This is a genomic window from Streptomyces sp. URMC 126 (assembly GCF_051386555.1).
Classification (GTDB): Bacteria; Actinomycetota; Actinomycetes; order Streptomycetales; family Streptomycetaceae; genus Streptomyces.
Genome location: NZ_JBPQTX010000045.1, coordinates 1 through 20,644, shown reverse-complemented (window position 1 = coordinate 20,644; position 20,644 = coordinate 1). Strand labels below are relative to the sequence as shown.

General features: G+C 71.1%; 21 protein-coding genes. 10 read left to right on the top strand and 11 right to left on the bottom strand.

The features are described from left to right. Positions 1-149 precede the first annotated feature (149 nt). Together ACSNOK_RS08440 and ACSNOK_RS08435 are read left to right on the top strand one after the other, a co-directional pair. A complete protein-coding gene (locus tag ACSNOK_RS08440) occupies positions 150-803 on the top strand; it encodes an HAD family hydrolase (protein ID WP_436779970.1) in 654 nt (217 codons plus the stop codon). A gap of 78 nt (positions 804-881) precedes the next feature. Continuing rightward, positions 882-1,256, top strand: a complete 375-nt coding sequence (locus ACSNOK_RS08435) for a VOC family protein (RefSeq protein ID WP_436779969.1) — start codon at positions 882-884, stop codon at positions 1,254-1,256. A 39-nt stretch (positions 1,257-1,295) separates the two neighbouring features. On the opposite strand, the gene ACSNOK_RS08430 is transcribed toward ACSNOK_RS08435, so the two are convergent. Both ACSNOK_RS08430 and ACSNOK_RS08425 read right to left on the bottom strand, forming a co-directional pair. Further along, positions 1,296-2,474 carry a radical SAM protein gene (locus ACSNOK_RS08430; RefSeq protein WP_436779968.1) on the bottom strand — a complete coding sequence of 393 codons (1,179 nt, stop codon included), beginning with the start codon at positions 2,472-2,474 and terminating at the stop codon, positions 1,296-1,298. Between the two features lie 235 nt (positions 2,475-2,709). Then, positions 2,710-3,480: a GntR family transcriptional regulator gene (locus ACSNOK_RS08425; RefSeq protein WP_436779967.1), complete on the bottom strand. Its 771-nt coding sequence runs from the start codon at positions 3,478-3,480 to the stop codon at positions 2,710-2,712. Between the two features lie 241 nt (positions 3,481-3,721). On the opposite strand from ACSNOK_RS08425, the gene ACSNOK_RS08420 reads away from it, so the two are divergent. The 4 genes from ACSNOK_RS08420 to ACSNOK_RS08405 are packed head-to-tail and all read left to right on the top strand — an operon-like array spanning position 3,722 to position 8,365. Continuing rightward, positions 3,722-4,993, top strand: coding sequence for an extracellular solute-binding protein (locus ACSNOK_RS08420; RefSeq protein WP_436779966.1), 1,272 nt, complete (start codon positions 3,722-3,724; stop codon positions 4,991-4,993). A gap of 54 nt (positions 4,994-5,047) precedes the next feature. Beyond that, positions 5,048-6,025 carry a carbohydrate ABC transporter permease gene (locus ACSNOK_RS08415; protein ID WP_436779965.1) on the top strand — a complete coding sequence of 326 codons (978 nt, stop codon included), beginning with the start codon at positions 5,048-5,050 and terminating at the stop codon, positions 6,023-6,025. Then, positions 6,022-6,852: a carbohydrate ABC transporter permease gene (locus tag ACSNOK_RS08410; RefSeq protein ID WP_436779964.1), complete on the top strand. Its 831-nt coding sequence runs from the start codon at positions 6,022-6,024 to the stop codon at positions 6,850-6,852. The genes ACSNOK_RS08415 and ACSNOK_RS08410 overlap by 4 nt, the downstream gene beginning before the upstream one ends. A 10-nt stretch (positions 6,853-6,862) precedes the next feature. After that, the gene (locus ACSNOK_RS08405) at positions 6,863-8,365 is read left to right on the top strand and encodes a glycoside hydrolase family 3 protein (RefSeq protein WP_436779963.1); all 1,503 of its coding nucleotides are present in this window, start codon (positions 6,863-6,865) and stop codon (positions 8,363-8,365) included. Between the two features lie 404 nt (positions 8,366-8,769). On the opposite strand, the gene nagB is transcribed toward ACSNOK_RS08405, so the two are convergent. Both nagB and ACSNOK_RS08395 read right to left on the bottom strand, forming a co-directional pair. Next, entirely contained in the window at positions 8,770-9,552 is a 783-nt protein-coding gene (nagB, locus tag ACSNOK_RS08400; RefSeq protein ID WP_436779962.1) for a glucosamine-6-phosphate deaminase, read from the bottom strand. Between the two features lie 80 nt (positions 9,553-9,632). After that, the gene (locus tag ACSNOK_RS08395; RefSeq protein ID WP_436779961.1) at positions 9,633-10,394 is read right to left on the bottom strand and encodes an SDR family oxidoreductase; all 762 of its coding nucleotides are present in this window, start codon (positions 10,392-10,394) and stop codon (positions 9,633-9,635) included. An 83-nt stretch (positions 10,395-10,477) separates the two neighbouring features. Between ACSNOK_RS08395 and ACSNOK_RS08390 the strand changes: the two genes are divergently transcribed. Continuing rightward, positions 10,478-11,095, top strand: coding sequence for a TetR/AcrR family transcriptional regulator (locus ACSNOK_RS08390; RefSeq protein WP_436779960.1), 618 nt, complete (start codon positions 10,478-10,480; stop codon positions 11,093-11,095). A gap of 438 nt (positions 11,096-11,533) precedes the next feature. Next, positions 11,534-13,003, top strand: coding sequence for a sensor histidine kinase (locus tag ACSNOK_RS08385; protein WP_436779959.1), 1,470 nt, complete (start codon positions 11,534-11,536; stop codon positions 13,001-13,003). A 168-nt stretch (positions 13,004-13,171) separates the two neighbouring features. On the opposite strand, the gene ACSNOK_RS08380 is transcribed toward ACSNOK_RS08385, so the two are convergent. After that, entirely contained in the window at positions 13,172-13,429 is a 258-nt protein-coding gene (locus tag ACSNOK_RS08380; protein WP_004937597.1) for a WhiB family transcriptional regulator, read from the bottom strand. A 320-nt stretch (positions 13,430-13,749) separates the two neighbouring features. Beyond that, the gene (locus ACSNOK_RS08375; protein ID WP_436779958.1) at positions 13,750-14,718 is read right to left on the bottom strand and encodes a diacylglycerol/lipid kinase family protein; all 969 of its coding nucleotides are present in this window, start codon (positions 14,716-14,718) and stop codon (positions 13,750-13,752) included. Positions 14,719-14,840: 122 nt separating this feature from the next. Between ACSNOK_RS08375 and ACSNOK_RS08370 the strand changes: the two genes are divergently transcribed. After that, positions 14,841-15,326: a hypothetical protein gene (locus ACSNOK_RS08370; RefSeq protein ID WP_436779957.1), complete on the top strand. Its 486-nt coding sequence runs from the start codon at positions 14,841-14,843 to the stop codon at positions 15,324-15,326. A gap of 153 nt (positions 15,327-15,479) precedes the next feature. On the opposite strand, the gene ACSNOK_RS08365 is transcribed toward ACSNOK_RS08370, so the two are convergent. The 4 genes from ACSNOK_RS08365 to ACSNOK_RS08350 all read right to left on the bottom strand — a co-directional run bounded on the left by ACSNOK_RS08365 (position 15,480) and on the right by ACSNOK_RS08350 (position 17,963). Further along, a complete protein-coding gene (locus ACSNOK_RS08365; RefSeq protein ID WP_436779956.1) occupies positions 15,480-16,391 on the bottom strand; it encodes an RNA polymerase sigma factor SigF in 912 nt (303 codons plus the stop codon). A 16-nt stretch (positions 16,392-16,407) separates the two neighbouring features. Beyond that, positions 16,408-16,824, bottom strand: coding sequence for a hypothetical protein (locus tag ACSNOK_RS08360; protein ID WP_004937609.1), 417 nt, complete (start codon positions 16,822-16,824; stop codon positions 16,408-16,410). 198 nt (positions 16,825-17,022) lie between these two features. Next, on the bottom strand, positions 17,023-17,580 hold the full coding sequence (locus tag ACSNOK_RS08355) for an N-acetyltransferase family protein (RefSeq protein ID WP_436779955.1): 558 nt from the start codon (positions 17,578-17,580) through the stop codon (positions 17,023-17,025). A gap of 119 nt (positions 17,581-17,699) precedes the next feature. Further along, the gene (locus ACSNOK_RS08350) at positions 17,700-17,963 is read right to left on the bottom strand and encodes a UBP-type zinc finger domain-containing protein (protein ID WP_436779954.1); all 264 of its coding nucleotides are present in this window, start codon (positions 17,961-17,963) and stop codon (positions 17,700-17,702) included. A 50-nt stretch (positions 17,964-18,013) separates the two neighbouring features. On the opposite strand from ACSNOK_RS08350, the gene ACSNOK_RS08345 reads away from it, so the two are divergent. Further along, positions 18,014-19,615 (top strand): Na+/H+ antiporter, encoded by a 1,602-nt coding sequence (locus ACSNOK_RS08345; protein WP_436779953.1) that lies wholly within the window; start codon positions 18,014-18,016, stop codon positions 19,613-19,615. Positions 19,616-19,701: 86 nt separating this feature from the next. Here the strand turns inward: ACSNOK_RS08345 and ACSNOK_RS08340 are convergent. Beyond that, the coding region (locus tag ACSNOK_RS08340; protein WP_436779952.1) for a 1-aminocyclopropane-1-carboxylate deaminase/D-cysteine desulfhydrase at positions 19,702-20,644 on the bottom strand (943 nt) is incomplete at its 5' end.

The following is a 20,644-nucleotide window of genomic DNA, read 5'->3' as shown; positions in this document are numbered from 1 at the left end:
AATCTAGGGGAGGGAGCCTCCGGTCGTCACCCCCTGTCCGGATATCGGTATGGCAACATCAAGTTCCTTGGCGGGTGAGGTGGCAGAGGGTGGGCGCCCGTCGGTGATCGCCCCTGATGCCGCGTCCGGCCGCGCATAGGCTGACGGGCATGCGCGAGAAACCTTTCGACCTCGTCATCTTCGACTGCGACGGCGTGCTGGTGGACAGTGAACGGATCTGCGTCCGGGTCGAGGCCGAGTATCTGGCCGAACTCGGCGCGCCTTTCACCGAGGCGGAGATCATAGAGACGTTCGTGGGGTCCCCGCCGGAGGTGGTTCGGGCGGCGGTCGGGGAACGTCTGGGCCGGCCCTTGCCCGAGGACTGGTGGAAGCCGTACGAGCAGCGGTACGTGGACGCGTTGGCCGCCGAGTTGACGGCCGTGGAGGGCGTCGCCGAAGTGCTGGAGGAACTGGACGTCCCCTTCTGCCTCGCGTCCAACGGCGGCCACGCCGGAATCCGCAGGAATCTGCGGACCGTCGGGCTCCACAACCACTTCGACGGGCGCGTCTTCAGCGCCGAGGACGTGGCACGTGGCAAGCCCGCCCCCGACCTCTTCCTGTACGCCGCCCGAGCCCTGGGCGCCGACCCGAGCCGGTGCGCCGTGGTCGAGGACAGCCGGTACGGAGTCCGGGCCGCTCGCGCGGCGGGCATGCGGTCCTTCGGTTACGCCGGCGGACTGACGCCCGCCGCCTGGCTGGAGGGGCCGGGCACGGTCGTCTTCGACGCCATGCGGGAGCTGCCGGCGCTGCTCGCCGCGGGGTGAGCGGGCGCTCCGGCGACGGCAACGCGGTTGTGACGCACGGTGCTTGTGAGCGTTCGTGGTGTCTGCGATGATCGCGCAATGCTGAGCATCGGAACGCTGGTTCTGGGCGTCGACGACATGGAGCGGGCCGCCGGGTTCTGGACGCGGGCCCTCGGGTACGTGCCGCGCGACGGTGCCGTCGACGCGTCCTTCACCGTCCTGGTACCGGCCGCCGGGGGTGCCGGCCCCCGGCTGTCGCTGATGCCCAGCGACACGCCGGCCGACCGGCACCCGCGCGTCCATCTCGACCTGTACGCGAACGACGCAGCCGAACAGGCGGCGGAGATCGAGCGGTTGCTGGGGCTCGGGGCCGAACGGGTCGACTGGGACCGCTATCCGGAGGACCCGGACTTCGTCGTCCTCGCGGACACGGAGGGGAATCGCTTCTGCGTGATCGACATGAGTCACGGCTGACCGGCGGCGAGTCCCCGTGCCGTGCCGGTCCCGCTTCGGTCAGAGGAAGTCGGCGTGCAGCGTGGACGGCACCTCGGCCGCGTACGCCCGCAGCGCGTCGTCCAGGGAGACGCGCCCGCTGAGGAGCAGCTCCAGCAGCTCGTTCTGCGGCCGGTAGTGGCAGGACCCGCACAGCGCGGTGGACAGGGGGTCCGTGGCCTCCCAGGCGGCGTGGGCCGCGCCGTCCAGGACGCCGGGCCAGCCGTCCGTGACGACGTCACCGAGGCGGTAGCGGGGGTCGGGGCTCACCTGGAGGCAGGGGTGGAGCCGTCCGCCGGAGTCGACGGCGGCCGTGAAGCGGCTGTAGTGGCAGCGGCCGAAGCGGGCCCGGCGGTCGCCGCCGGGCGGGGCGCCGGCCGGATGCGGCGGCCGGACTTCGAACGCGTCGTCCGCGAGCAGGGCGGCCCGGCGCAGGGCCGGAGCGGCGTCCGCCCGGTCGGCGTGCCCGTCGGCGTCGAAGCGGATGTAGTGGGCCCCCGACTCCCGGGCCGCGCGGGTGGCGGGCAGGATCCCGTCGTGGTTGCGCTCGGTGATCACGTAGTGGAAGCCGATGCGGAAGTCCGGATCGATCGCGGACTGCCGCAGGTCACCGACGTGTTCGAGGAGCGACGCCAGGGCCCGCCGGCCGGGTCCGGCGTTCCCGGGGCGGAACGCGGACTCCACCGCCGCCGTGAGCGCCACCCGCACCCAGGTGTGGGTGGAGGCGACGCACTCGGCCGTGTCCGGGCGGCCGAGCCGGGTGCCGTCGGTGACCAGCCCCAGGCGTAGGCCGGCCTCGTGGCCCGCGTCGCAGACGGCGGGGTAGCCGGGGTGGCTGGTGGCCTCGCGGGCGCCCCGGAAGGTCACCGCCCGGCCGCCGGCGGCCGCGAATCCGCGCAGGAGTGAGACGGCCTTCTCGGTCGGGAGCGCGTTTTCCGGGGAGGAACGGTCCCGGGCCGGGCCGACAACGTCCGTTCCGTTCCGGTCTTCCGGCTGGTGAACGGCGGTAGGGCCCATGATGTCGAGCCGGATGTGCACCGGCCGGATGTCCCGGCCTTCGACGAAGCGGCGCAGCAACTCGCCGTGCGCCAAGACCTTCTGCGGGGAATGCGCCGGGCCGAGACCGGGCGGCCCGGAACGCCGGCCGCCGCCCTGCGGAGCGGTCCCGTCACGGCTCCGCACGCCCGCGGTGTCGTCCATGATCGTCCTCTCGCGAGGCAGCGGTCGGGCGCCGGTGACACTATGAGCCGCCGTGTTGACCGTCAATAGGAATGGGCCGGGGGCCGGTCGTTCCGCCGGCTCCCGGCACCGTCCCGTCCGTCGAGCTTTATAGCGGCCCCCCCGATCACCGCCGATCCCGTGCGATCGCCCCTGAACGGGCTTTCGCGGCGAGCTCCGGCGACTTCCCCGGGCGGCCGGCCTCGCGGCATGGGTCCTATTCCGACGCGGGCCGCCGCAGCCGGGCGACGAACTTGTAGCGGTCCCCCCGGTAGACCGAACGCACCCACTCCACCGGCGCGCCGTCCGCGTCCCGTGAATGGCGGGACAGCAGCAGCATGGGGAGTCCGACGTCGGTGCCGAGCAGTCCGGCCTCGCGCGGGGTGGCGAGCGAGGTCTCGATGGTCTCCTCGGCCTCGGCCAGGTGGACGCCGTAGACCTCGGCGAGCGCCGTGTACAGCGATGTGTACTTGACGAGGTTCCGGCGCAGCGCGGGGAAGCGCTTCGCCGAGAGGTGGGTGGTCTCGATGGCCATGGGCTCGTCGCTGGCCAGCCGCAGCCGCTCGATGCGCAGCACCCGGCCGCCGGTGGTGATGTCGAGCAGGCCGGCGAGGCGGTCGTCCGCCGTGACGTAGCCGATGTCGAGGAGCTGCGAGGTGGGTTCCAGGCCCTGGGCCTTCATGTCCTCGGTGTAGGAGGTCAGTTGCAGCGCCTGGGAGACCTTGGGCTTGGCGACGAAGGTGCCCTTGCCCTGGATGCGTTCCAGGCGCCCCTCGACCACCAGCTCCTGGAGGGCCTGGCGCACCGTCGTGCGCGAGGTGTCGAACTCCGCGGCGAGGGTGCGTTCGGGTGGCACCGGTGTGCCGGGGGGCAAGGTTTCGGTCATCTCCAGCAGATGACGTTTGAGCCGGTAGTACTTGGGGACGCGAGCCGTCCGCACACCGCCGGCGGTGCTGCCGTTCTCCGCTGTCCCGCCCTCGGTCGCCATGGCGTGCCTTCCCGACTCCGATCCTGCTGCCGTCACCGGCTCCTCCGTCTATCGCGGTCACATGGTGGCACGGGCAGTGCCCGAGGGGACCGGAGACGCCCAGGTCGCCCCTCAGGTGTCGGTCCGGTAACGGAGCCGACAGCGACTCTTATACACCCTTGACACCCCAAAAGGTCTAGGCCAAGCTGCGGGCACTGGTCTAAACCATTAAAGACCACTTTTCGGTCCTGAGGAGAGTGCTGTGAAGCGTGGGCTCATAGCGGCGACAGGTGTCGCGGCCTTGTTGGTGAGTGTGGCTGCTTGTGGGTCCGACGGCGGCGACAAGGATTCCGGTTCCGGGGACACCAAGGGCAAGACCCTCACCGTCTGGTTCATGGACGGCTCGAACCCGGCCAAGTGGACCGAGGCCGTGAAGACCGAGTTCGAACAGAAGACCGGCGCCAAGCTGGATGTCCAGATCCAGAAGTGGGACAACATCCAGCAGAAGCTCACCACCGCGCTCTCCGAGTCCACGCCGCCCGACGTCTTCGAGATCGGCAACACCCAGACCCCGTCCTACGCCGCCACCGGTGGCCTCGCCGACCTCGAGGACCTGAAGAAGGAGATCGGCAAGGACTGGACGGACTCCCTCAACAAGCCCTCCGTGTTCGAGGGCACCCAGTACGCCGCACCCTGGTGGGCCGCCAACCGCGTCGTCATCTACAACAAGAAGGTCTTCGCCGACGCGGGCGTCAAGGACATCCCCAAGACCCGCGCCGACCTCTTCAAGGCGTTCGAGGCCATCCAGAAGAAGGGCGACGCCGAGCCGCTCTACCTGCCCGGCCAGAACTGGTACTTCTTCGACGGCCTCACCATCGGCGCCGGTGCGGACCTGGTGAAGAAGGACGGGAACAAGTGGGTCTCCAACCTCGCCGACCCCAAGGTCGGCAAGGCCATGGAGGTCTACAAGCAGTACCAGGCGTTCAGCAAGGCGCCGAAGGACAAGGACGAGGCCACCCCGCAGCAGGCCGACGTCTTCGCCAAGGGCAAGACCGGCGCGTTCATCGGCATGGGCTGGGAGGCCGACACGGCGATCAAGGCCAACCCGGAGATCAAGAAGGACATCGGCTTCTTCACCATCCCGGGTGAGACCGCGGACAAGCCCGAGGGCGTCTTCCTCGGCGGTTCCAACCTGGCGATCGCCGAGCGCAGCAAGAACAAGGAACTCGCCGAGGAGTTCCTGAAGATCGCGCTGTCCGACAAGAACGAGGGCGCCCTCGTCAAGGAGGTCGGCTCGATCCCCAACAAGGAATCGCTGCTCTCGCAGGTGGGCGGCAACGGCGCCGGCGCGGCCGCGGCCCCGGCGGCCAAGGGCGGCGGCACCACCCCGCTCATCCCGGAGTGGGCGGCGGTCGAGAACGCCCCCAACCCGATCAAGGCGTACATGACCGCCGTGCTCAACGGCAAGTCGCCCGAGGACGCGGCCAAGCAGGTCGAGGGCGAGATGAACAAGCGCCTCAGCCAGAAGCAGTGACCCGCCCGCCCGGCACCACGCACGACCGTTGTACAGGGGAGAAGGCGGACGACGATGTCAGCGCAGACCGAAGAGGCGGCGGCCCGGCCCGCCGCCCGGACCGGCAAGGGCGGTGCGCCGCCCGCTTCCGGGGCATCCAAGCCGACGGGCAGGGCGGTCCCGTACCTGCTGATCCTCCCCGCGGCCGTGTTCACGGTGCTGCTGCTGGGCTGGATCATGGTGCAGAACGGCCTGCTGTCGTTCCAGAACCTCAACCGGCGGCAGCTCATCCGGCGCACCACCGAGTGGCTCGGCTTCGACAACTACACGGAGACGCTGGGGAACGAGGAGTTCTGGCGGGTCACCCTCCGGTCGGTCGTCTTCACCGCGGCCAACGTCGCGCTGATCATGGTCGTCGGCTGTCTGATCGGCCTGCTGCTCGCACGGCTCGGCACGCGGACGCGGCTGCTGCTCGCCCTCGGACTGGTGCTGGCCTGGGCCATGCCCACGGTCGCCGCCACCACCGTCTTCCAGTGGCTGTTCGCCCAGCGCTTCGGTGTCGTCAACTACCTGCTCGATCAGCTCGGCTGGCACTCCATGGCCGAGTACAACTGGACCAGCGGGCAGTTCTCCACCTTCTTCGTGATCACCGTGCTGCTCGTGTGGCAGTCCGTGCCCTTCGTCGCGATCAACCTCTACGCGGCGACGACCACGATCCCCAAGGAGCTCTACGAGGCCGCGGCCCTGGACGGCGCCGGCGTATGGAAGCGGTTCACCTCGGTGACCTTCCCCTTCCTCAAGCCGTTCTTCCTCGCCACGACGTTCCTCGAAGTCATCTGGGTCTTCAAGGCGTTCACCCAGGTCTTCGTCATCAACGAGGGCGGCCCCGACCGCCTCACCGAGACCCTGCCGGTGTACGCCTTCGTCGAGGGCATGAACAACCAGCACTTCGGCATGGGTGCGGCGATCTCCATCCTGACGATCCTCATCCTGCTCGCCCTGACCGCCTACTACCTGCGCCTGGTACTCAAGCAAGAGGAGGACGAGCTGTGAAGCGCTCCCTGATCGGCCGGATCTGGCCGGGGGCGACGGCGGTCGTCCTGTTCCTCGGCTTCGTCTTCCCCGTCTACTGGATGTTCGCCACGGCCTTCAAGGCCAACAAGGACATCGTCGGCGACACCCCCGTCTGGTTCCCCGCCCACCCGACGCTCGAACACTTCGAGAAGGCCGTGGACGCCGAGGGCTTCTGGACCTTCGTCGCCAACTCCTTCATCACCACGGCGGTCGCGGTCCTGCTGTCGCTCCTGATCGCCCTGCTGGCCTCCTTCGCCATCGCCCGGATGCGCTTCCGGGGCCGCCGGAGCTTCATCCTGGTGATGATGATGGCCCAGATGGCGCCCTGGGAGGTCATGGTCATCGCGTACTACATGATGGTGCGCGACGCCGACATGCTGAACAGCCTGCCGCCGCTCATCGCCATCTACACCCTGATGGTGCTGCCCTTCACCATCCTGACGCTCCGCGGCTATGTCGCCGCCGTGCCGAAGGAACTGGAGGAGTCCGCCATGGTCGACGGCTGCACCCGCGCCCAGGCGTTCCGCAAGGTGATCTTCCCGCTGCTGGCGCCCGGCCTGATGGCCACCTCCCTCTTCGGCTTCATCACCGTGTGGAACGAATTCCCCTATGTGCTCATCCTGAGCAAGGACCCCTCCGCGCAGACCCTGCCGCTCTGGCTCACCGGCTTCCGCACCACCTTCGGTGACGACTGGGGCGCCACCATGGCCGCCTCCTCCCTCTTCGCCGTCCCCATCCTCATCCTGTTCGTCTTCCTCCAGCGCAGGGCCGTCGGAGGACTGACCTCCGGCGCGGTGAAGGGCTAGCACTGCACTCATGGACACGCTGACCCGTGACGCGCTCACCGTTCTCCAGCCCGGCTTCACCGGGACCACCCCGCCCGACTGGCTGCTGCGCCGGCTCGGCGAAGGCCTCGCCGCCGTCGGAGTCTTCGGCCGCAATGTCGCCACCCCCGACCAACTGACCGCCCTCACCGGCCGGCTGCGCGCCGAGCGGGACGACGTCCTCGTCGCGATCGACGAGGAAGGCGGGGACGTCACCCGCCTGGAGGTCCGCACCGGCTCCTCCTTCCCGGGCAACCTCGCCCTCGGCGCGGTCGACGACCCCGGCCTGACCCGGGCCGTCGCCCACGAACTGGGCCGCCGGCTCGCCGAGTGCGGCATCAACTTCAACTGGGCGCCGTCCGCCGACGTCAACTCCGACCCCGACAACCCCGTCATCGGCGTACGCTCCTTCGGCGCCGACCCGGAACTCGTCGCCCGGCACACCGCCGCCTACGTCGACGGCCTCCAGGCGGCCGGCGTGGCCGCCTGTGCCAAACACTTTCCCGGCCACGGCGACACCTCCGTGGACTCCCACGACGACATGCCCCGGGTGGGCGTCGACCTGGAGACGCTCCACGCGCGTGACCTGCCGCCCTTCCGCGCGGCCGTGGCGGCCGGCACCAAAGCCGTGATGAGCGCCCACATCCTGCTCCCCGCCCTGGACCGACGGCTGCCGGCGACCCTCAGCCCCGACGTCCTGCACGGCCTGCTCCGCGCGCCCGCCGAGCGGGGCGGCCTCGGTTTCGACGGCCTCATCGTCACCGACGGCATCGAGATGCGGGCGATCTCCGCCACCTGGGGCATCGAACGCGGCAGCGTCATGGCCCTGGCGGCCGGCTGCGACGCCATCTGCGTGGGAGGCGGGCTCTCCGACGAGCTCACCGTCCTGCGGCTGCGCGACGCGATCGTCCGGGCCGTCCACTCGGGGGATCTCCCCGAGGAGCGGCTCTCCGACGCCGCGGCCCGTGTCCGCGCGCTCGCCCGCTGGGCCTCGAAGACGGGGGAGGGCGCGCGGGAGGGGAGCGCGCCCACCCCCGACATCGGGCTCGTCGCCGCCCGCCGGGCCCTGCGCGTCACCGCGACAGCCGACCACCGTCCCGCACCCGACGGCCCGGTCCACGTCGCCGCGTACACGCCGTCGGCCAACTTCGCCGTCGGCGACGAGACGCCGTGGGGAATCGCCGCCGACCTGACCCGCCTGCTCCCGGGCACCACGACCGGCACCTACGGCCCGGATGACGCCGCCGACACCGCCGCCGTGCTCCGGGACGCGGACGGACGCCCGGTCGTCGCGGTGGTACGGGACGTCCACCGCCACCCGTGGATGGCCGCCGCCCTCGCCGCCCTGGTCGCCGCCCGCCCCGACACCGTCGTGGTCGAGATGGGCCTGCCTCAGGCCCCGCCGACCGGAGCCCTGCACATCGCCACCCACGGCGCGGCCCGCGTGTGCGGCACGGCCGCCGCCGAGGCAGTGGCGGGCCGCCTGCCGACCTGAGCCCGCCGGGGGACGACCACTTCCTACCGGCTCGCCCGGTGCAGGACGGGTTCCGGTGCTCGCCCGGCATCGCGCGGGTCCCGAGGACCTCGCCCGGCACCGGGCGGGGACCGCCGGCTCCGGCACCGGGTGCCTGTCGACTCCCGGCACCGGGTGCCTGGCACTCCGGCGCCAAGGGCCCGGCGGCTCCCAGCGCCAGGGGAGTCCTGACGGTACGGTTCCCGGCTCTCCCGAGGGGGCGTCGGCTTGCCCGGACCTCCAGCTCGTCCCGTCCCGCACACCTCTCTCACCGGACCGCCGGGGCCCGGCCGAAGTCCTGCCGGGGCGGTCCGGTGTCCGGCCCGCCGGTGGTCGGGGACCCCGCGGCCCCGACCACCCGCGAAGCCGGTCGCTGAAGCCGGCCTCTACAGACCCTGCCAGCTCGGCTTCGCCGCGTACGTGGCGCGGAAGTAGTCGGCGAGCCGGAGCTGGGAGGCCGCCGCCTCGTCGACGACCACGGTCGCGTGCGGGTGCAACTGGAGCGCCGACGCCGGCACCAGCGCGGAGACCGGGCCCTCGACGGACCGGGCCACCGCCTCGGCCTTGCCCGCCCCGGTGGCCAGCAACACCAGGTGCCGCGCCTCCAGGATGGTGCCGATGCCCTGGGTGATGACGTGGTGGGGGACCTCGTCGATGCTGTCGAAGAACCGGGCGTTGTCCTGCCGGGTCTGCTCGGTCAGCGTCTTGATCCGGGTACGGGAGGCGAGCGACGAGCACGGCTCGTTGAACCCGATGTGCCCGTCGGTACCGATGCCGAGCAGCTGCAGATCCACACCGCCCGCCTCGTTCAGCGCGCGGTCGTACGCGTCGCACGCCCCCTGCACGTCCTCGGCGGTGCCGTCCGGGCCCATGAACGAGTCCTCGGTCAGCCCGAGCGGCTCCACCACCTGGCGCAGCACCGTCGAGCGGTACGACTCCGGATGGTCGGCGGGCAGGCCGACGTACTCGTCCAACTGGCAGATACGGGCGCGCGAGGCGTCCAGGGAACCCGAGCGGACCATGTCCGCCAAGGCGTCGTAGACGGGCAGCGGCGTCGAGCCGGTGGCAACGCCGAGCAGAGCGTCGGGCTTGCGGCTCAGCAGGGCGGCGATGGCCTCCGCGATGAGAGCGCCGCCTGCCTTGGCGTCCGGGACGATGACAACTTCCACGCTGGGCCTGCCGATCTTGGGATTGGGGTGGTATAGACCAATCTAACAGAGCCCGGCCCGTGGAGGCTGTTGCCCGCGCGCTACAGCAGGGCGCCACCCGTGGCGTCGATCCACTGCCCTGTTACCCACCGCCCCTCGTCCGAGGCCAGGAAGCCCACCACATCGGCTATGTCCCGCGGCTCCCCGACCCGCCGCAGCGGCGACATCTCGGCCATCGCCTCCCAGGCCGTCTTGTTCTCCTCGCCCCGCAGCCAGCCGGCGTTCAAGTCCGTGTCCACCACGCCGGGGGCCACCGCGTTGACCGTGATGCCGCGCGGACCGACCTCCTTGGCCAGGGTCATGGTGAAGACGTCGAGAGCGCCCTTGGTCATCGCGTAGGCGATGAGATCCGTCATCGCCGCCCGGCGGGACAGTCCGGTCGAGATGTTCACGATCCGGCCGCCGTCCCGCATCCGCTCCAGTCCGAGCTTGGTGACGAAGAAAGGGGCCTTGGTGTTCAGCGCGAAGACGTCGTCGAACTCCTCCGCCGTCGTTGCCCCGATCGGCTTGCGGACGCCGTCGGTCCCGGCGTTGTTGACCAGAATGTCGACCCCGTCCGCCTGTTCGTCGTACGCCGCCCACAGGGCCTCCGCGTCGCCCGACACCCCGAGCCGCGCCTGGATCGCGAAGGCGGAACCGCCCGCGGCCGTGATGGCCGCGACCGTCTCCGCGGCCGCCCGCTCGTCCCGTCCGTAGTGCACGGCCACTCGGGCGCCGTCCCGTGCCAGCCGCTCCGAGATCGCCCTGCCGATGCCCCGGCTTCCGCCCGTCACCAGCGCCGTCCTGCCCTTGAGCGTGCTCATGGAAGCCGCCCCCCTCTTTCTCTAGGGATCGTTACAGAAAGAAGGTAGCAGAGATTTTTGAGTGAGCGCTATAAAATTGCGGCATGGCGACGAAACAGCGCGGGCGACCCCGGTCCTTCGACCGGACCACGGCCCTGGAGAAGGCGATCATGGCCTTCTGGGAGCACGGCTACGAGTCCACCTCCATCGCGGACCTCACACGCAGCATGGGTATCGGCGCCCCCAGCCTCTACGCCGCCTTCGGCGACAAGAAGGCCCTGTTCAGCGCGGCGGTCGAGGAGTACGGGCACACCTACGGCGCCTTCCTCGGTCGCGCCCTCGAAGAGGAGCCCACCGTGCGCCGGGGCATCGCCCGGATGTTCCGCGAGGCCGCCGCCGAGTACACGACCCCCGGCCGCCCGCCCGGCTGCCTGGTCATCACGGCCGCCACCAACGCCACGGAGGCGTCGGCGGACGTGGTGGAGAGCCTGCGTGAGAAGCGGGAGGCGAACGTACGTGCCATAGAGCGGGGCATCGAGTCAGGCAAAGCCGCCGGGGAACTGCCTCCGGACGCCGACTCGCGCGCCCTCGCCCGCTTCGCGGCCGTCGTCATCCAGGGCATGTCGCAGCAGGCGCGCGACGGCGCGAGCCGTGAAGAGCTCGAAGCGGTGGCGGAGTTGGCGCTCCGGGTCTGGCCGGAAGCCGCCCCGGCCGACGGCTGACGGGCGGGACGTGAAGAAGGGGAGGGGCGCGGCTGCGCCACGGGCCGCGGCGCCTGGCGGGGACCCTCGACCCCGCCGGCACCGCAGCCCGGAGCTGATATCGGCCGGACCGGACACCGCGGGGTGTGCGGGCCCCGCGTCCGGAGCGGCCGACCGGAGGCCGTGGCGCGGTCAGGGCAGAGAGCGCCGGGCCTCGTGCCGCCCTCCTGTGCGGGGAGGGCGGAGCTTTACTTGTTCATTGTGGACTAGACCATTCGCTCCTGTCCATGCCCGCGCGCCGGAACTCCGCGTGTCCCGGCGGCGAATCACCGGTGTCGCACCGCTCACGGGTGGCGCCGCCCGTCCGGCGGGAGGCGGTCGTCCGACCGTCCGCGGGCAGGCGGGTACCGGCCCCTCCGCCCGCTCGGAAAAGCAATTAGGCTCACAGTCGTGCCCTCCATGAACGATCTCGTACGCCAGCACACCGCCCTCGACGGCTCCGATCTCGAATGGCTCCACCTGCTGGTCTCGGAGTGGCAGCTGCTCTCCGACCTCTCCTTCGCCGACCTCGTCCTGTGGATCCCCACGCTCGACGGCACCCGGTACGTCTCGGTCGCCCAGATGCGTCCCAACACCGGCCCCACCTCGTACCAGGACGACATGGTCGGCCACCTCGTCCCGCGCGGGCGCCGGCCCATGCTCGACGCGGCGCTCGACGAGGGAAGGATCGTGCGCGAGGGCGATCCCGAGTGGCGCGAGGAGGTGCCGGTCCGGGTGGAGTCCATTCCGGTCCGCCGCGAGGGGCGCGTGCTCGGCGTCATCGCCCGGAACACCAACCTCCTCACCGTACGGACGCCGAGCCGGCTGGAGCTCACCTACCTGCAGAGCGCCTCCGACCTGGCCCAGATGATCGCCGCCGGAACGTTCCCCTTCCCGGGGCAACAAGTCGACATGGACGCCTCGCCGCGCGCCGGCGACGGCCTCGTCCGGCTGGACGCGGACGGCATCGTCCAGTACGCCAGCCCGAACGCGCTCTCCGCCTACCATCGTCTCGGCCTCGCCGCCGATCTCGTCGGGCATCATCTGGGCGAGACCACCGCTCAGTTGGCGCCCTCGCGCGGTCCGGTGGACGAGGGGCTCGCGAAGCTCGCCAGCGGCTGGGCGCCGCGCGAGTTCGAAGTCGAGGCCAACGGCGGTGTGATCCAGCTGCGGGTCATTCCCCTCAAACCCAAGGGTACGCACATCGGTTCGCTCGTCCTCCTCCGGGACGTCACCGAACTGCGCCGTCGCGAGCGCGAGTTGATCACGAAGGACGCCACCATCCGGGAGATCCACCACCGGGTGAAGAACAACCTCCAGACCGTCGCGGCCCTGCTGCGGCTCCAGGCGCGCCGCATCGGCTCGGCGGAGGGGCGCGAGGCGCTGGAGGAAGCCGTACGCCGGGTCGGTTCGATCGCGATCGTCCACGAGACGCTCTCGCAGAACCTCGACGAACGGGTCGAATTCGACGAGATCGCCGACCGGGTGCTCGCCATGGTCGCCGAGATCTCGCCGGGTCGGGTCCACGCCCGCAGGACCGGCCGGTTCGGGGTGCTCGACGCGGAGGTGGCGACTCCGCTCTCGATGGTCCTGACCGAGCTGCTGCAGAACGCCCTGGAGCACGGCTTCGGTCCGGGGGAGCAGGGCACGGTCGAGGTGACGGCGGTGCGCGGCGGCACTCGTGCCGACACCCGGCTGCTGATCTCGGTACAGGACGACGGCCGGGGGCTGCCCGAGGGCTTCGACCCGCACCAGGCCGGCAACCTGGGCCTGCAGATCGTCCGCACGCTGGTGGAGGGGGAGCTCGGCGGCAGGTTCGACATGGTGCCCGCCTCCGAGCGGGGCACCCGAGTCGTCCTGGACCTGCCCGTCCGGCCGGGAAAGCCCTGATCGGACCCGGTACCGGCAGCCCCCGACGGGCCGGGCGACGGCGGGCACGGCACTGAGCCCCGGACCGTGATCGGTCCGGGGCTCAAAGCTTCACTGTGCGGTGCTGGTGGGCGCCCCCGATACGTCAGGGGCACTGCGCGCTGCGGCTCGGGGGCCGAGGGGGCGTCGTCAGGCGGTCGCGTTGCGAGCCCGGTTACGGGCGGCGCGGCGCTTCATCGCGCGGCGCTCGTCCTCGCTGAGGCCACCCCAGACGCCGGAGTCCTGGCCGGACTCGAGCGCCCACTGCAGGCACTGCTCCATGACGGGGCAGCGGCGGCAGACGGCCTTGGCTTCCTCGATCTGCAGCAGCGCAGGACCGGTGTTGCCGATGGGGAAGAACAGCTCGGGGTCTTCCTCGCGGCAAACGGCGTTGTGACGCCAGTCCATGGCTGCTCCATCTCCTCGTTATTGCGGCTACGTGGCTTGTGAATGTGAACGCTTTCACGAATCCCCCCGCAAGTGAAGGGCCGTTACCCAGTCGAGACTGGCTGCGGTCCAGGAAAGAGAGAGGGGGTTCGGGCAATCCGGGAAGCCGAGATGAGCGGCTGTCCCGATCGCCATGAAGAGACTCGCAAACCTCGGCGGCGGACACAACCCCTTCTGGAAAGTTTTTTTTGATTCCTCGGTGTCAGCTAGGTCACAGCCGTACTTCCAGGGGGTGGAACCCAGGCTAAACGTTCGAGTGGAAGGACTTTAGGCCCTCGCACTCACACAATCACACGCAGTGCACGGCGAACGCCTGTGAACGTCACGCTCGTACGCAACCCGAGGTGGTCACCGTCCATCTGAAACGGGAGTGGAGCCTGCGAATGCAAGGTGAAGGAACTCTGGTCATGGAGTGACACAGCGTGTCTGCCCTCGGGTCCGCGCTCCGGTGTGGACGTGAGCAGCCGGGTGATGTGGCGGCCGGCCGTGAGGGTCGAGAGCCTGGTGAGTCCCAGCACGTCAAGGCCGGTGTCGAAGGACGCTCGGGGCAGCGCGTAGATCGGCCGGTTGCCGAAGTACGTCCACGGCGACGTGTTGCAGATTATCGACATGACGAGATTCGCGAGTGGCTCCTCGCCAGGCCGTTCGAGGGTGATCGTCCCGTGCCGACGGTCGGACTCGCCGAGGAACTGACGCAGGAACTGTCGCACGTACAGGGAATGCGTCGAACGTTTGCCGCGCTCCCGCTGTTGCTCCACCCGGCCGACGACACCGGCGTCGAAGCCGAGGCCGGCGCAGAAGGTGAACCAGCGACCCGGCACCCCCTCGTCCTCGCTGCCCGGCGTACCGGCCGCGTGACCCAGGCCGATGATCCGCTCGTCACCGTCGCGCAGCGCCTCCAGCAGGGCGCCCGCAGCCTCTACGGGGTCGTTCGGCAGCCCCAGCGCGCGGGCGAACACATTGGTCGAACCGCCGGGCACCACCGCGAGGCGCGGCAGGCGCTCCGGGTCGGGGCCGTCGTGCAGCAGACCGTTGACGACCTCGTTGACCGTGCCGTCCCCGCCCAGCGCGACCACCAGCTCGGTGTTCCCGCTCTCCGCGGCGGCCCGCGCCAGGTCCCGCGCATGCCCCCGGTACTCGGTGGTGGCGACCTCGAGCTTGAGGTCACTGGCGAGCGCGTGCACCAGGACATCGCGGGTACGGGCACTGGTGGTGGTGGCCGAAGGATTGACCACGAGAAGCGCACGCATGCGCGCCAGCCTACCTACCTGTCGGTACACGACCCACCTCAGGTCTCGCCGTCGCGGCCGCCCGAGCCGCCGGATCACCCGGTACGCGACCGCTCGGAACGGGGCGGGGCTACCCTGCTGGGGTGAGCAGCAAGCAGTCCGCGTCGAAGTCCGCCCGTAAGAGCACCGCCCCCGAGGGCGGCGGGAGCAAGGCACCCGACGTCCCGGAGCCGGCCGGTCCGCGGCCCGCCCGGTTGACGGCCGCTGCCGCGCTGGCCGGCCTGGAAGGGCTGGCTCTGCTGGTCGGCGGGCTGTACATCCTGGTCATGGGGCTGCTGGGGAAGCCGGACAGCCCGCGGCAGGCGGTGACGGGTGGGGTGACCATGGTCGCGCTGTCCCTGCTGCCGCTGGCGGCGGCCCGCGGCCTGCTGCTGCGCCGCCGCTGGAGCCGGGGGCCGGCGCTCATCACGCAGCTCGTGGCGTTCCCCGTCGCCTGGTCGCTGATCAACGGGGGCGGCGCCCTGATCGCCGCGGGTGTGCTGCTGGCGCTCGCCGCCGTGCTCACGCTGGGGCTGCTGGTGAACCCGACGGCGACCGAGGCTCTGGGCATCGGCCCGCGGGAGTCCTGAGCCGGGCCACGGCGCTCCTGGCGCCGGGCCCGGGCGCCGGTGCGTCCGGTGCGGGACGACGGACGTTCCGCACCGTGGACGGGCCGGGCCTGGCGTTCCGCTCCTCCCGACGCCCGATCGTGGCGGTCGCTCCTCGGCTTACGTCTCGACGGCTTACTCCTCGACGAGCAGGCGCTCGCGGAGCTGGGCGAGGGTGCGGGCGAGCAGTCGCGAGACGTGCATCTGGGAGATGCCGACTTCCTGAGCGATCTGCGACTGTGTCATGTTCCCGAAGAACCGCAGCAGAAGGATCTTCTTCTCGCGGGGCGGCAGGTCCTCCAGCAGGGGCTTGAGGGATTCGCGGTACTCGACGCCCTCCAGGGCCTCGTCCTCCGCGCCGAGGGTGTCGGCGACGGCGGGCGACTCGTCGTCCGTGTCCGGCACGTCGAGGGAGAGCGTGCTGTACGCGTTGGCCGACTCGAGGCCCTCCAGCACCTCCTCCTCCGAGATGCCGAGGTGTTCGGCCAGCTCGTGGACCGTGGGCGCACGGCCGTGTCGCTGGGAGAGCTCCGCGGTGGCGGTGGTCAGGGACAGCCGCAGCTCCTGGAGCCGGCGCGGCACGCGGACCGCCCATCCCTTGTCCCGGAAGTGCCGCTTGATCTCGCCGACGACCGTGGGGGTGGCGTACGTGGAGAACTCCACTCCCCGGTCGGGATCGAAGCGGTCCACGGACTTGATCAGACCGATGGTGGCGACCTGGGTCAGGTCGTCGAGCGGTTCGCCGCGGTTGCGGAACCGCCGCGCCAGGTGCTCCACCAGCGGCAGGTGCATCCGCACCAGGTGGTTGCGGAGCTCCGCCCGCTCCGGGGAGCCGTCGGGAAGCGACCGCAACCGGGTGAACAGGGCGCGCGCTCCGCTGCGATCCTGCGGCTGACGCTGCTGTTCCTGCTGATCCATGTGGTCCGCCCGCTCCGGTCGGTCACTCGCCTCGTCCGGCTCCAGAGCCGCCGCGCTCCCCGGATGGTGCCGGACGGACTGATGCGGGATGGCCGGGGTGCGTACTTCCCGCGACGATGCAGTACTCACGGAGCCCCCTCTTCCGTCACGGCTGCCCGGGGCCGGCGCCGCGCTTCTTGTGCAGGCTGATGCTGACCGTGCGGTCGTCCGCGACGGTGGAGTCGACTTCGCCGGCCAGGGCGGAGAGCACCGTCCAGGCGAAGGTGTCACGCTCGGGCGCGCGACCGTCCGTGGTGGGTGCCGAGACCGTCACCCGGAGCGCGTCGCCGACGAGGCGGAAGACGCAGCTCAGTACGGAACCGGGCACGGCCTGTTGCAGAAGGATCGCGCACGCCTCGTCGACGGCGATGCGGAGATCCTCGATTTCGTCGAGGGTGAAGTCCAGTCGGGCCGCCAGACCGGCTGTCGCCGTCCGCAGGACCGACAGGTAGGCACCCGCAGCGGGCAGCCGGACTTCAACGAAGTCCTGGGTCGCCCCGGACTCGCCTGCGATGGGGGACACCCTCACCTCCAAGGTGACACAAGCTTCTTGAGCTTTGACGGGCGTCGGCCGTGCACCCTCCGGGAGAGGATGGCACAAGGCCGCCGCGGCACATTTCCGGCTGCGACGCTATCGCGATCTGGAGGTCCGCGCCGCAGGCCCACGACTGTCACTCATGGTAAACCCATGAGCACGGAAAGTGGCTAGGGGCTTGCGGTCTCAAATCGAAAGAGAAGTCGCCCTGTTGGGATTTTCGTCACTCTGCGCGAGTGCCGCAAGGGCGTGGAGCGGTTCACCCGATATCCGGTGCACCGTCCATTCGTCCATGGGCTCCGCGCCGAGCGACGCGTAGAAGCGGATCGACGGTTCGTTCCAGTCCAGTACTGACCATTCGAAACGCTGGTAGCCGCGCTCCACGCAGATCCGGGCCAGCTCGGCGAGCAACGCCCGCCCGTGCCCCTCGCCCCGCGCCGCGGGCCGCACGTACAGGTCCTCCAGATAGACACCGTGCGTGCCCGTCCAGGTGGAAAAGTTGCGGAACCACAGCGCGAAGCCCACCGGTTCACCCGCCGGTGCCGCGCTGCCCTCCGTAACCCCCGCTTCCGGACCGTCACTCTCCGCTATCAGGGCGAAGACCGCGGGGTGCGCTCCGAAAAGCGCTTCGCGCAGCTGCTCCTCGGTCGCCCGCGCGGAATCCAGCGCCCTTTCGTACGCCGCGAGTTCACGAATCATCGCGTGGATCGCGGGAACATCGGCGGGCGTCGCGGATCGGATCATGCGTGCATGCTAGCGGGCGGCACCGACAGCGCCCCGGGCGCCGACCCGGCCCGGGGGCGGAAAGTCAGGGATGCGTCGGGGTCGTATCAGGGGGACGTTCGACCGGACGCCGGGGAGCATCAAGGCATCAGGCGCCGGTCGGCATAGCACCAGCGCCAGGACTCGCCCGGCTCGAAGCTGCGCATCACCGCGTGGCCGGTCTCCTCGAAATGGGCGGTGGCATGCCGGTGCGGCGAGGAGTCGCAGCATCCGACATGGCCGCACGACAGGCACAACCGGAGCTGTACGGGGTGGCTGCCGGCCGCCGCGCACTCGGGGCAGGTCTCGCTCAGCGGGGCGGGTTCGGGGCGCGGCAGCTCGGCGCAGTGCGGACACTCGATCATGATGGCCAGGTTAGAAGGTGAGGAAACGGCATGGACACGGGTGGGGACCGATGGATGTGATGCCACTGCTGGTCCTGGTGGCCGGGAGCGCCGCCGTCGCGGGCGCCGCCCGCAGGACCCCCGTGTCCGCGCCGCTGCTGCTGGTCGCCGCGGGGCTCGTCGTGTCGTATCTGCCGGGCGTGCCGGACTACACGCTCGAACCGGACATCGTGCTGCCCCTGGTGCTGCCGCCCTTGCTGCACACCGCCGCACTGGACAGTTCGTACCTCGACCTGCGTGCCAACGCCCGCCCGGTGGCGCTGCTATCGGTCGGTTATGTGCTCTTCGCCGCGCTCGCCGTCGGCTGTACCGCCTTTCTGGTGGTTCCCGGGCTGCCGTTGACGGCGGCGCTCGTGCTCGGTGCCGTCGTGGCCCCGCCCGACGCGGTCGCCGCCACCGCCATCGCCCGCCGGCTGGGCCTGCCGTCGCGCATCACCACCATCCTCCAGGGCGAGTCCCTGGTGAACGACGCGACCGCCATCACCGCCTACAAGGTGGCGCTGGCCGCCGCGGTCGGCGAGGGCGCCACTTGGGCGGGCGGCCTACGGGAGTTCGCGGTGGCGGCGCTGGGCGGTGTCGGAGTCGGCCTCGTCCTCATGGTGCCGCTGCACTGGCTGCGCAAGCGGCTGCGCGACCCGCTGCTGCAGAACACCCTCTCGCTCCTGATCCCCTTCGCCGCCTACACCGCCGCCGAGCAGGTGGAGGCGTCCGGCGTGCTCGCGGTCGTGGTGGTCGGCCTCTACCTCGGACACCGGTCCTGGCAGGTGGACTTCGCCACCCGGCTCCAGGAGGCGGCTGTATGGAAGATGGTCGCCTTCGTCCTGGAGTCCGCCGTGTTCGCCCTGATCGGGCTTCAACTGCGCTTTGTCATCGGCGGTCTGGGGGAGTACGGGACGGGCGAGGCCGCCTGGTACGCGTTCGTCGTCTTCCTCGCCGTGGTCGTCGCCCGTTTCCTCTGGGTCTACCCGGCCACGTTCCTGCCCCGGCTGCTGTCCGCGCGGATCCGTGAGCGGGAACGGGAGACCACCGCCCGGGGTGCCTTCGTCGTGAGCTGGGCCGGGATGCGCGGGGTCGTCTCGCTGGCCATCGCCTTCTCGATCCCGGCCACCACCCACGACGGGGGCGCCTTCCCGGCGCGCAATCTGGTGCTGTTCCTCACCTTCACGACCGTCATCGGCACGCTCGTCGTGCAGGGGCTCACCCTGCCTCCGCTGATCCGCCTGCTCCGACTGCCGGGACCGGATCCGCGGTCCGCCACCCTCGCCGAGGCGCAGGCCCAGAGCGAGGCGTCCACCGCCGCGGAGCGCAGACTCGACGAACTCCTCGCCGACGACCGCAACGCTCTGCCCCAGCCGCTCGCCGACCGGCTGCGCGCCGTGCTGGAGCGCCGCCGCAACGCGGTGTGGGAACGGCTCGGCGCGGTGCACGAGACCACCGGGGAGTCGGCCGACGACACCTACCGCCGACTGACCCGAGAGGTCATCGAAGCCGAGCGGGAGGTCTTCGTGGCCCTGCGCGACGCGCGGCGGATCGACGACGAGATGCTGCGGACGCTGTTGCGGCGGCTGGACCTGGAGGAGGCCGCGGCGTACCGGGAGGAGGCGGCGGAATGAACGGACGAGGGCCCGGGCGGCCCGGGGCTCCGGGACGGGGACGGGGTGCGGGCGGTTCGCGCGCGAGCGGTTTCCGGTGCCGGCTCTTACTCCGGTTCCGGCGGCGGGTCGGGCTCGGGGTCGGGGCCGCCCGTGACGACGGCGGCGACCGTGGTGCCCGGCGGGAACGCCCCTTCCTCGGCAAGTGTCGTCAGGCCGTACAGCGCCTTGGTCACGTACAGCCGTTCCGGCGGCAGGCCGTGGCGCGTGGCGAAGTCGTCCGCGAAGGCGTCCAGATCGGGGGTGGTGCGAGCGTAACCGCCGCCGTGGAAGCGGTCGTCCAGCGACCAGTCGCCCCGGCGGCCGCCGAACGCCGCGGTCTGCAACCGTTCGACCTCCGCGCCCAGGAAGCCGCCCTTGAGCACCGGGAAGCCGAGGGCGCGCGTCCCCTCGCCGAGTCCCGCGGCCAGCCCGGCGAGCGTGCCGCCGGTGCCGCAGGCGACGGCGGCGACATCCCCCGGCCCGAGGACGGCGCGCAGCTCCCGGCCGAGCGCCGCGCAACCGTGGACGGCGGCGGCGTTGCTGCCTCCCTCGGGGACGATGTGGCAGCCGTCCGCTCCGAGTGCGGCCAGCACCTCCGGCTCGGTCTTGCGCCGGTAGGTGGCCCGGTCGACGAAGCGCAGCCGCATACCGTCGGCCACGCAGCGGGCGAGCGACCAGTTCAGCGGCCGGTCCGCGAGTTCGTCGCCGCGGACGACGCCGATGGTGGCGAAGCCGAGGAGGCGGCCCGCGGCGGCCGTGGCCCGCAGGTGGTTGGAGTAGGCGCCGCCGAAGGTGAGCAACGTGGTGCGGCCGGAGGCCGCGGCGGCCCGCAGGTTGGGCTCCAGCTTCCGCCACTTGTTGCCGGGCAGCCGGGGGTGTATCAGGTCGTCCCGCTTGAGCAGCAGCCGTACGCCGCGGCGGCCGAACCGTTCGTCGGTCAGCTCGACGACGGGGGACGGCAGCCTGGGGCGCAGGGCCGCGAGGTCCAGGGGCGCGGGGGAGTCGGGG

What these genes read in the sequence shown, in the direction of transcription:
- ACSNOK_RS08405 (WP_436779963.1), top strand. Translation starts at nt 6,863, where the DNA reads ATGGACACGCTGACCCGTGACGCGCTCACCGTTCTCCAGCCCGGCTTC.
- ACSNOK_RS08415 (WP_436779965.1), top strand. Translation starts at nt 5,048, where the DNA reads ATGTCAGCGCAGACCGAAGAGGCGGCGGCCCGGCCCGCCGCCCGGACC.
- ACSNOK_RS08375 (WP_436779958.1), bottom strand. Translation starts at nt 14,718, where the DNA reads ATGCGTGCGCTTCTCGTGGTCAATCCTTCGGCCACCACCACCAGTGCC.
- ACSNOK_RS08435 (WP_436779969.1), top strand. Translation starts at nt 882, where the DNA reads ATGCTGAGCATCGGAACGCTGGTTCTGGGCGTCGACGACATGGAGCGG.
- ACSNOK_RS08385 (WP_436779959.1), top strand. Translation starts at nt 11,534, where the DNA reads ATGAACGATCTCGTACGCCAGCACACCGCCCTCGACGGCTCCGATCTC.
- ACSNOK_RS08430 (WP_436779968.1), bottom strand. Translation starts at nt 2,474, where the DNA reads ATGGACGACACCGCGGGCGTGCGGAGCCGTGACGGGACCGCTCCGCAG.
- ACSNOK_RS08350 (WP_436779954.1), bottom strand. Translation starts at nt 17,963, where the DNA reads ATGATCGAGTGTCCGCACTGCGCCGAGCTGCCGCGCCCCGAACCCGCC.
- ACSNOK_RS08425 (WP_436779967.1), bottom strand. Translation starts at nt 3,480, where the DNA reads ATGGCGACCGAGGGCGGGACAGCGGAGAACGGCAGCACCGCCGGCGGT.
- ACSNOK_RS08380 (WP_004937597.1), bottom strand. Translation starts at nt 13,429, where the DNA reads ATGGACTGGCGTCACAACGCCGTTTGCCGCGAGGAAGACCCCGAGCTG.
- ACSNOK_RS08440 (WP_436779970.1), top strand. Translation starts at nt 150, where the DNA reads ATGCGCGAGAAACCTTTCGACCTCGTCATCTTCGACTGCGACGGCGTG.
- ACSNOK_RS08390 (WP_436779960.1), top strand. Translation starts at nt 10,478, where the DNA reads ATGGCGACGAAACAGCGCGGGCGACCCCGGTCCTTCGACCGGACCACG.
- ACSNOK_RS08355 (WP_436779955.1), bottom strand. Translation starts at nt 17,580, where the DNA reads ATGATCCGATCCGCGACGCCCGCCGATGTTCCCGCGATCCACGCGATG.
- ACSNOK_RS08395 (WP_436779961.1), bottom strand. Translation starts at nt 10,394, where the DNA reads ATGAGCACGCTCAAGGGCAGGACGGCGCTGGTGACGGGCGGAAGCCGG.
- ACSNOK_RS08345 (WP_436779953.1), top strand. Translation starts at nt 18,014, where the DNA reads ATGGATGTGATGCCACTGCTGGTCCTGGTGGCCGGGAGCGCCGCCGTC.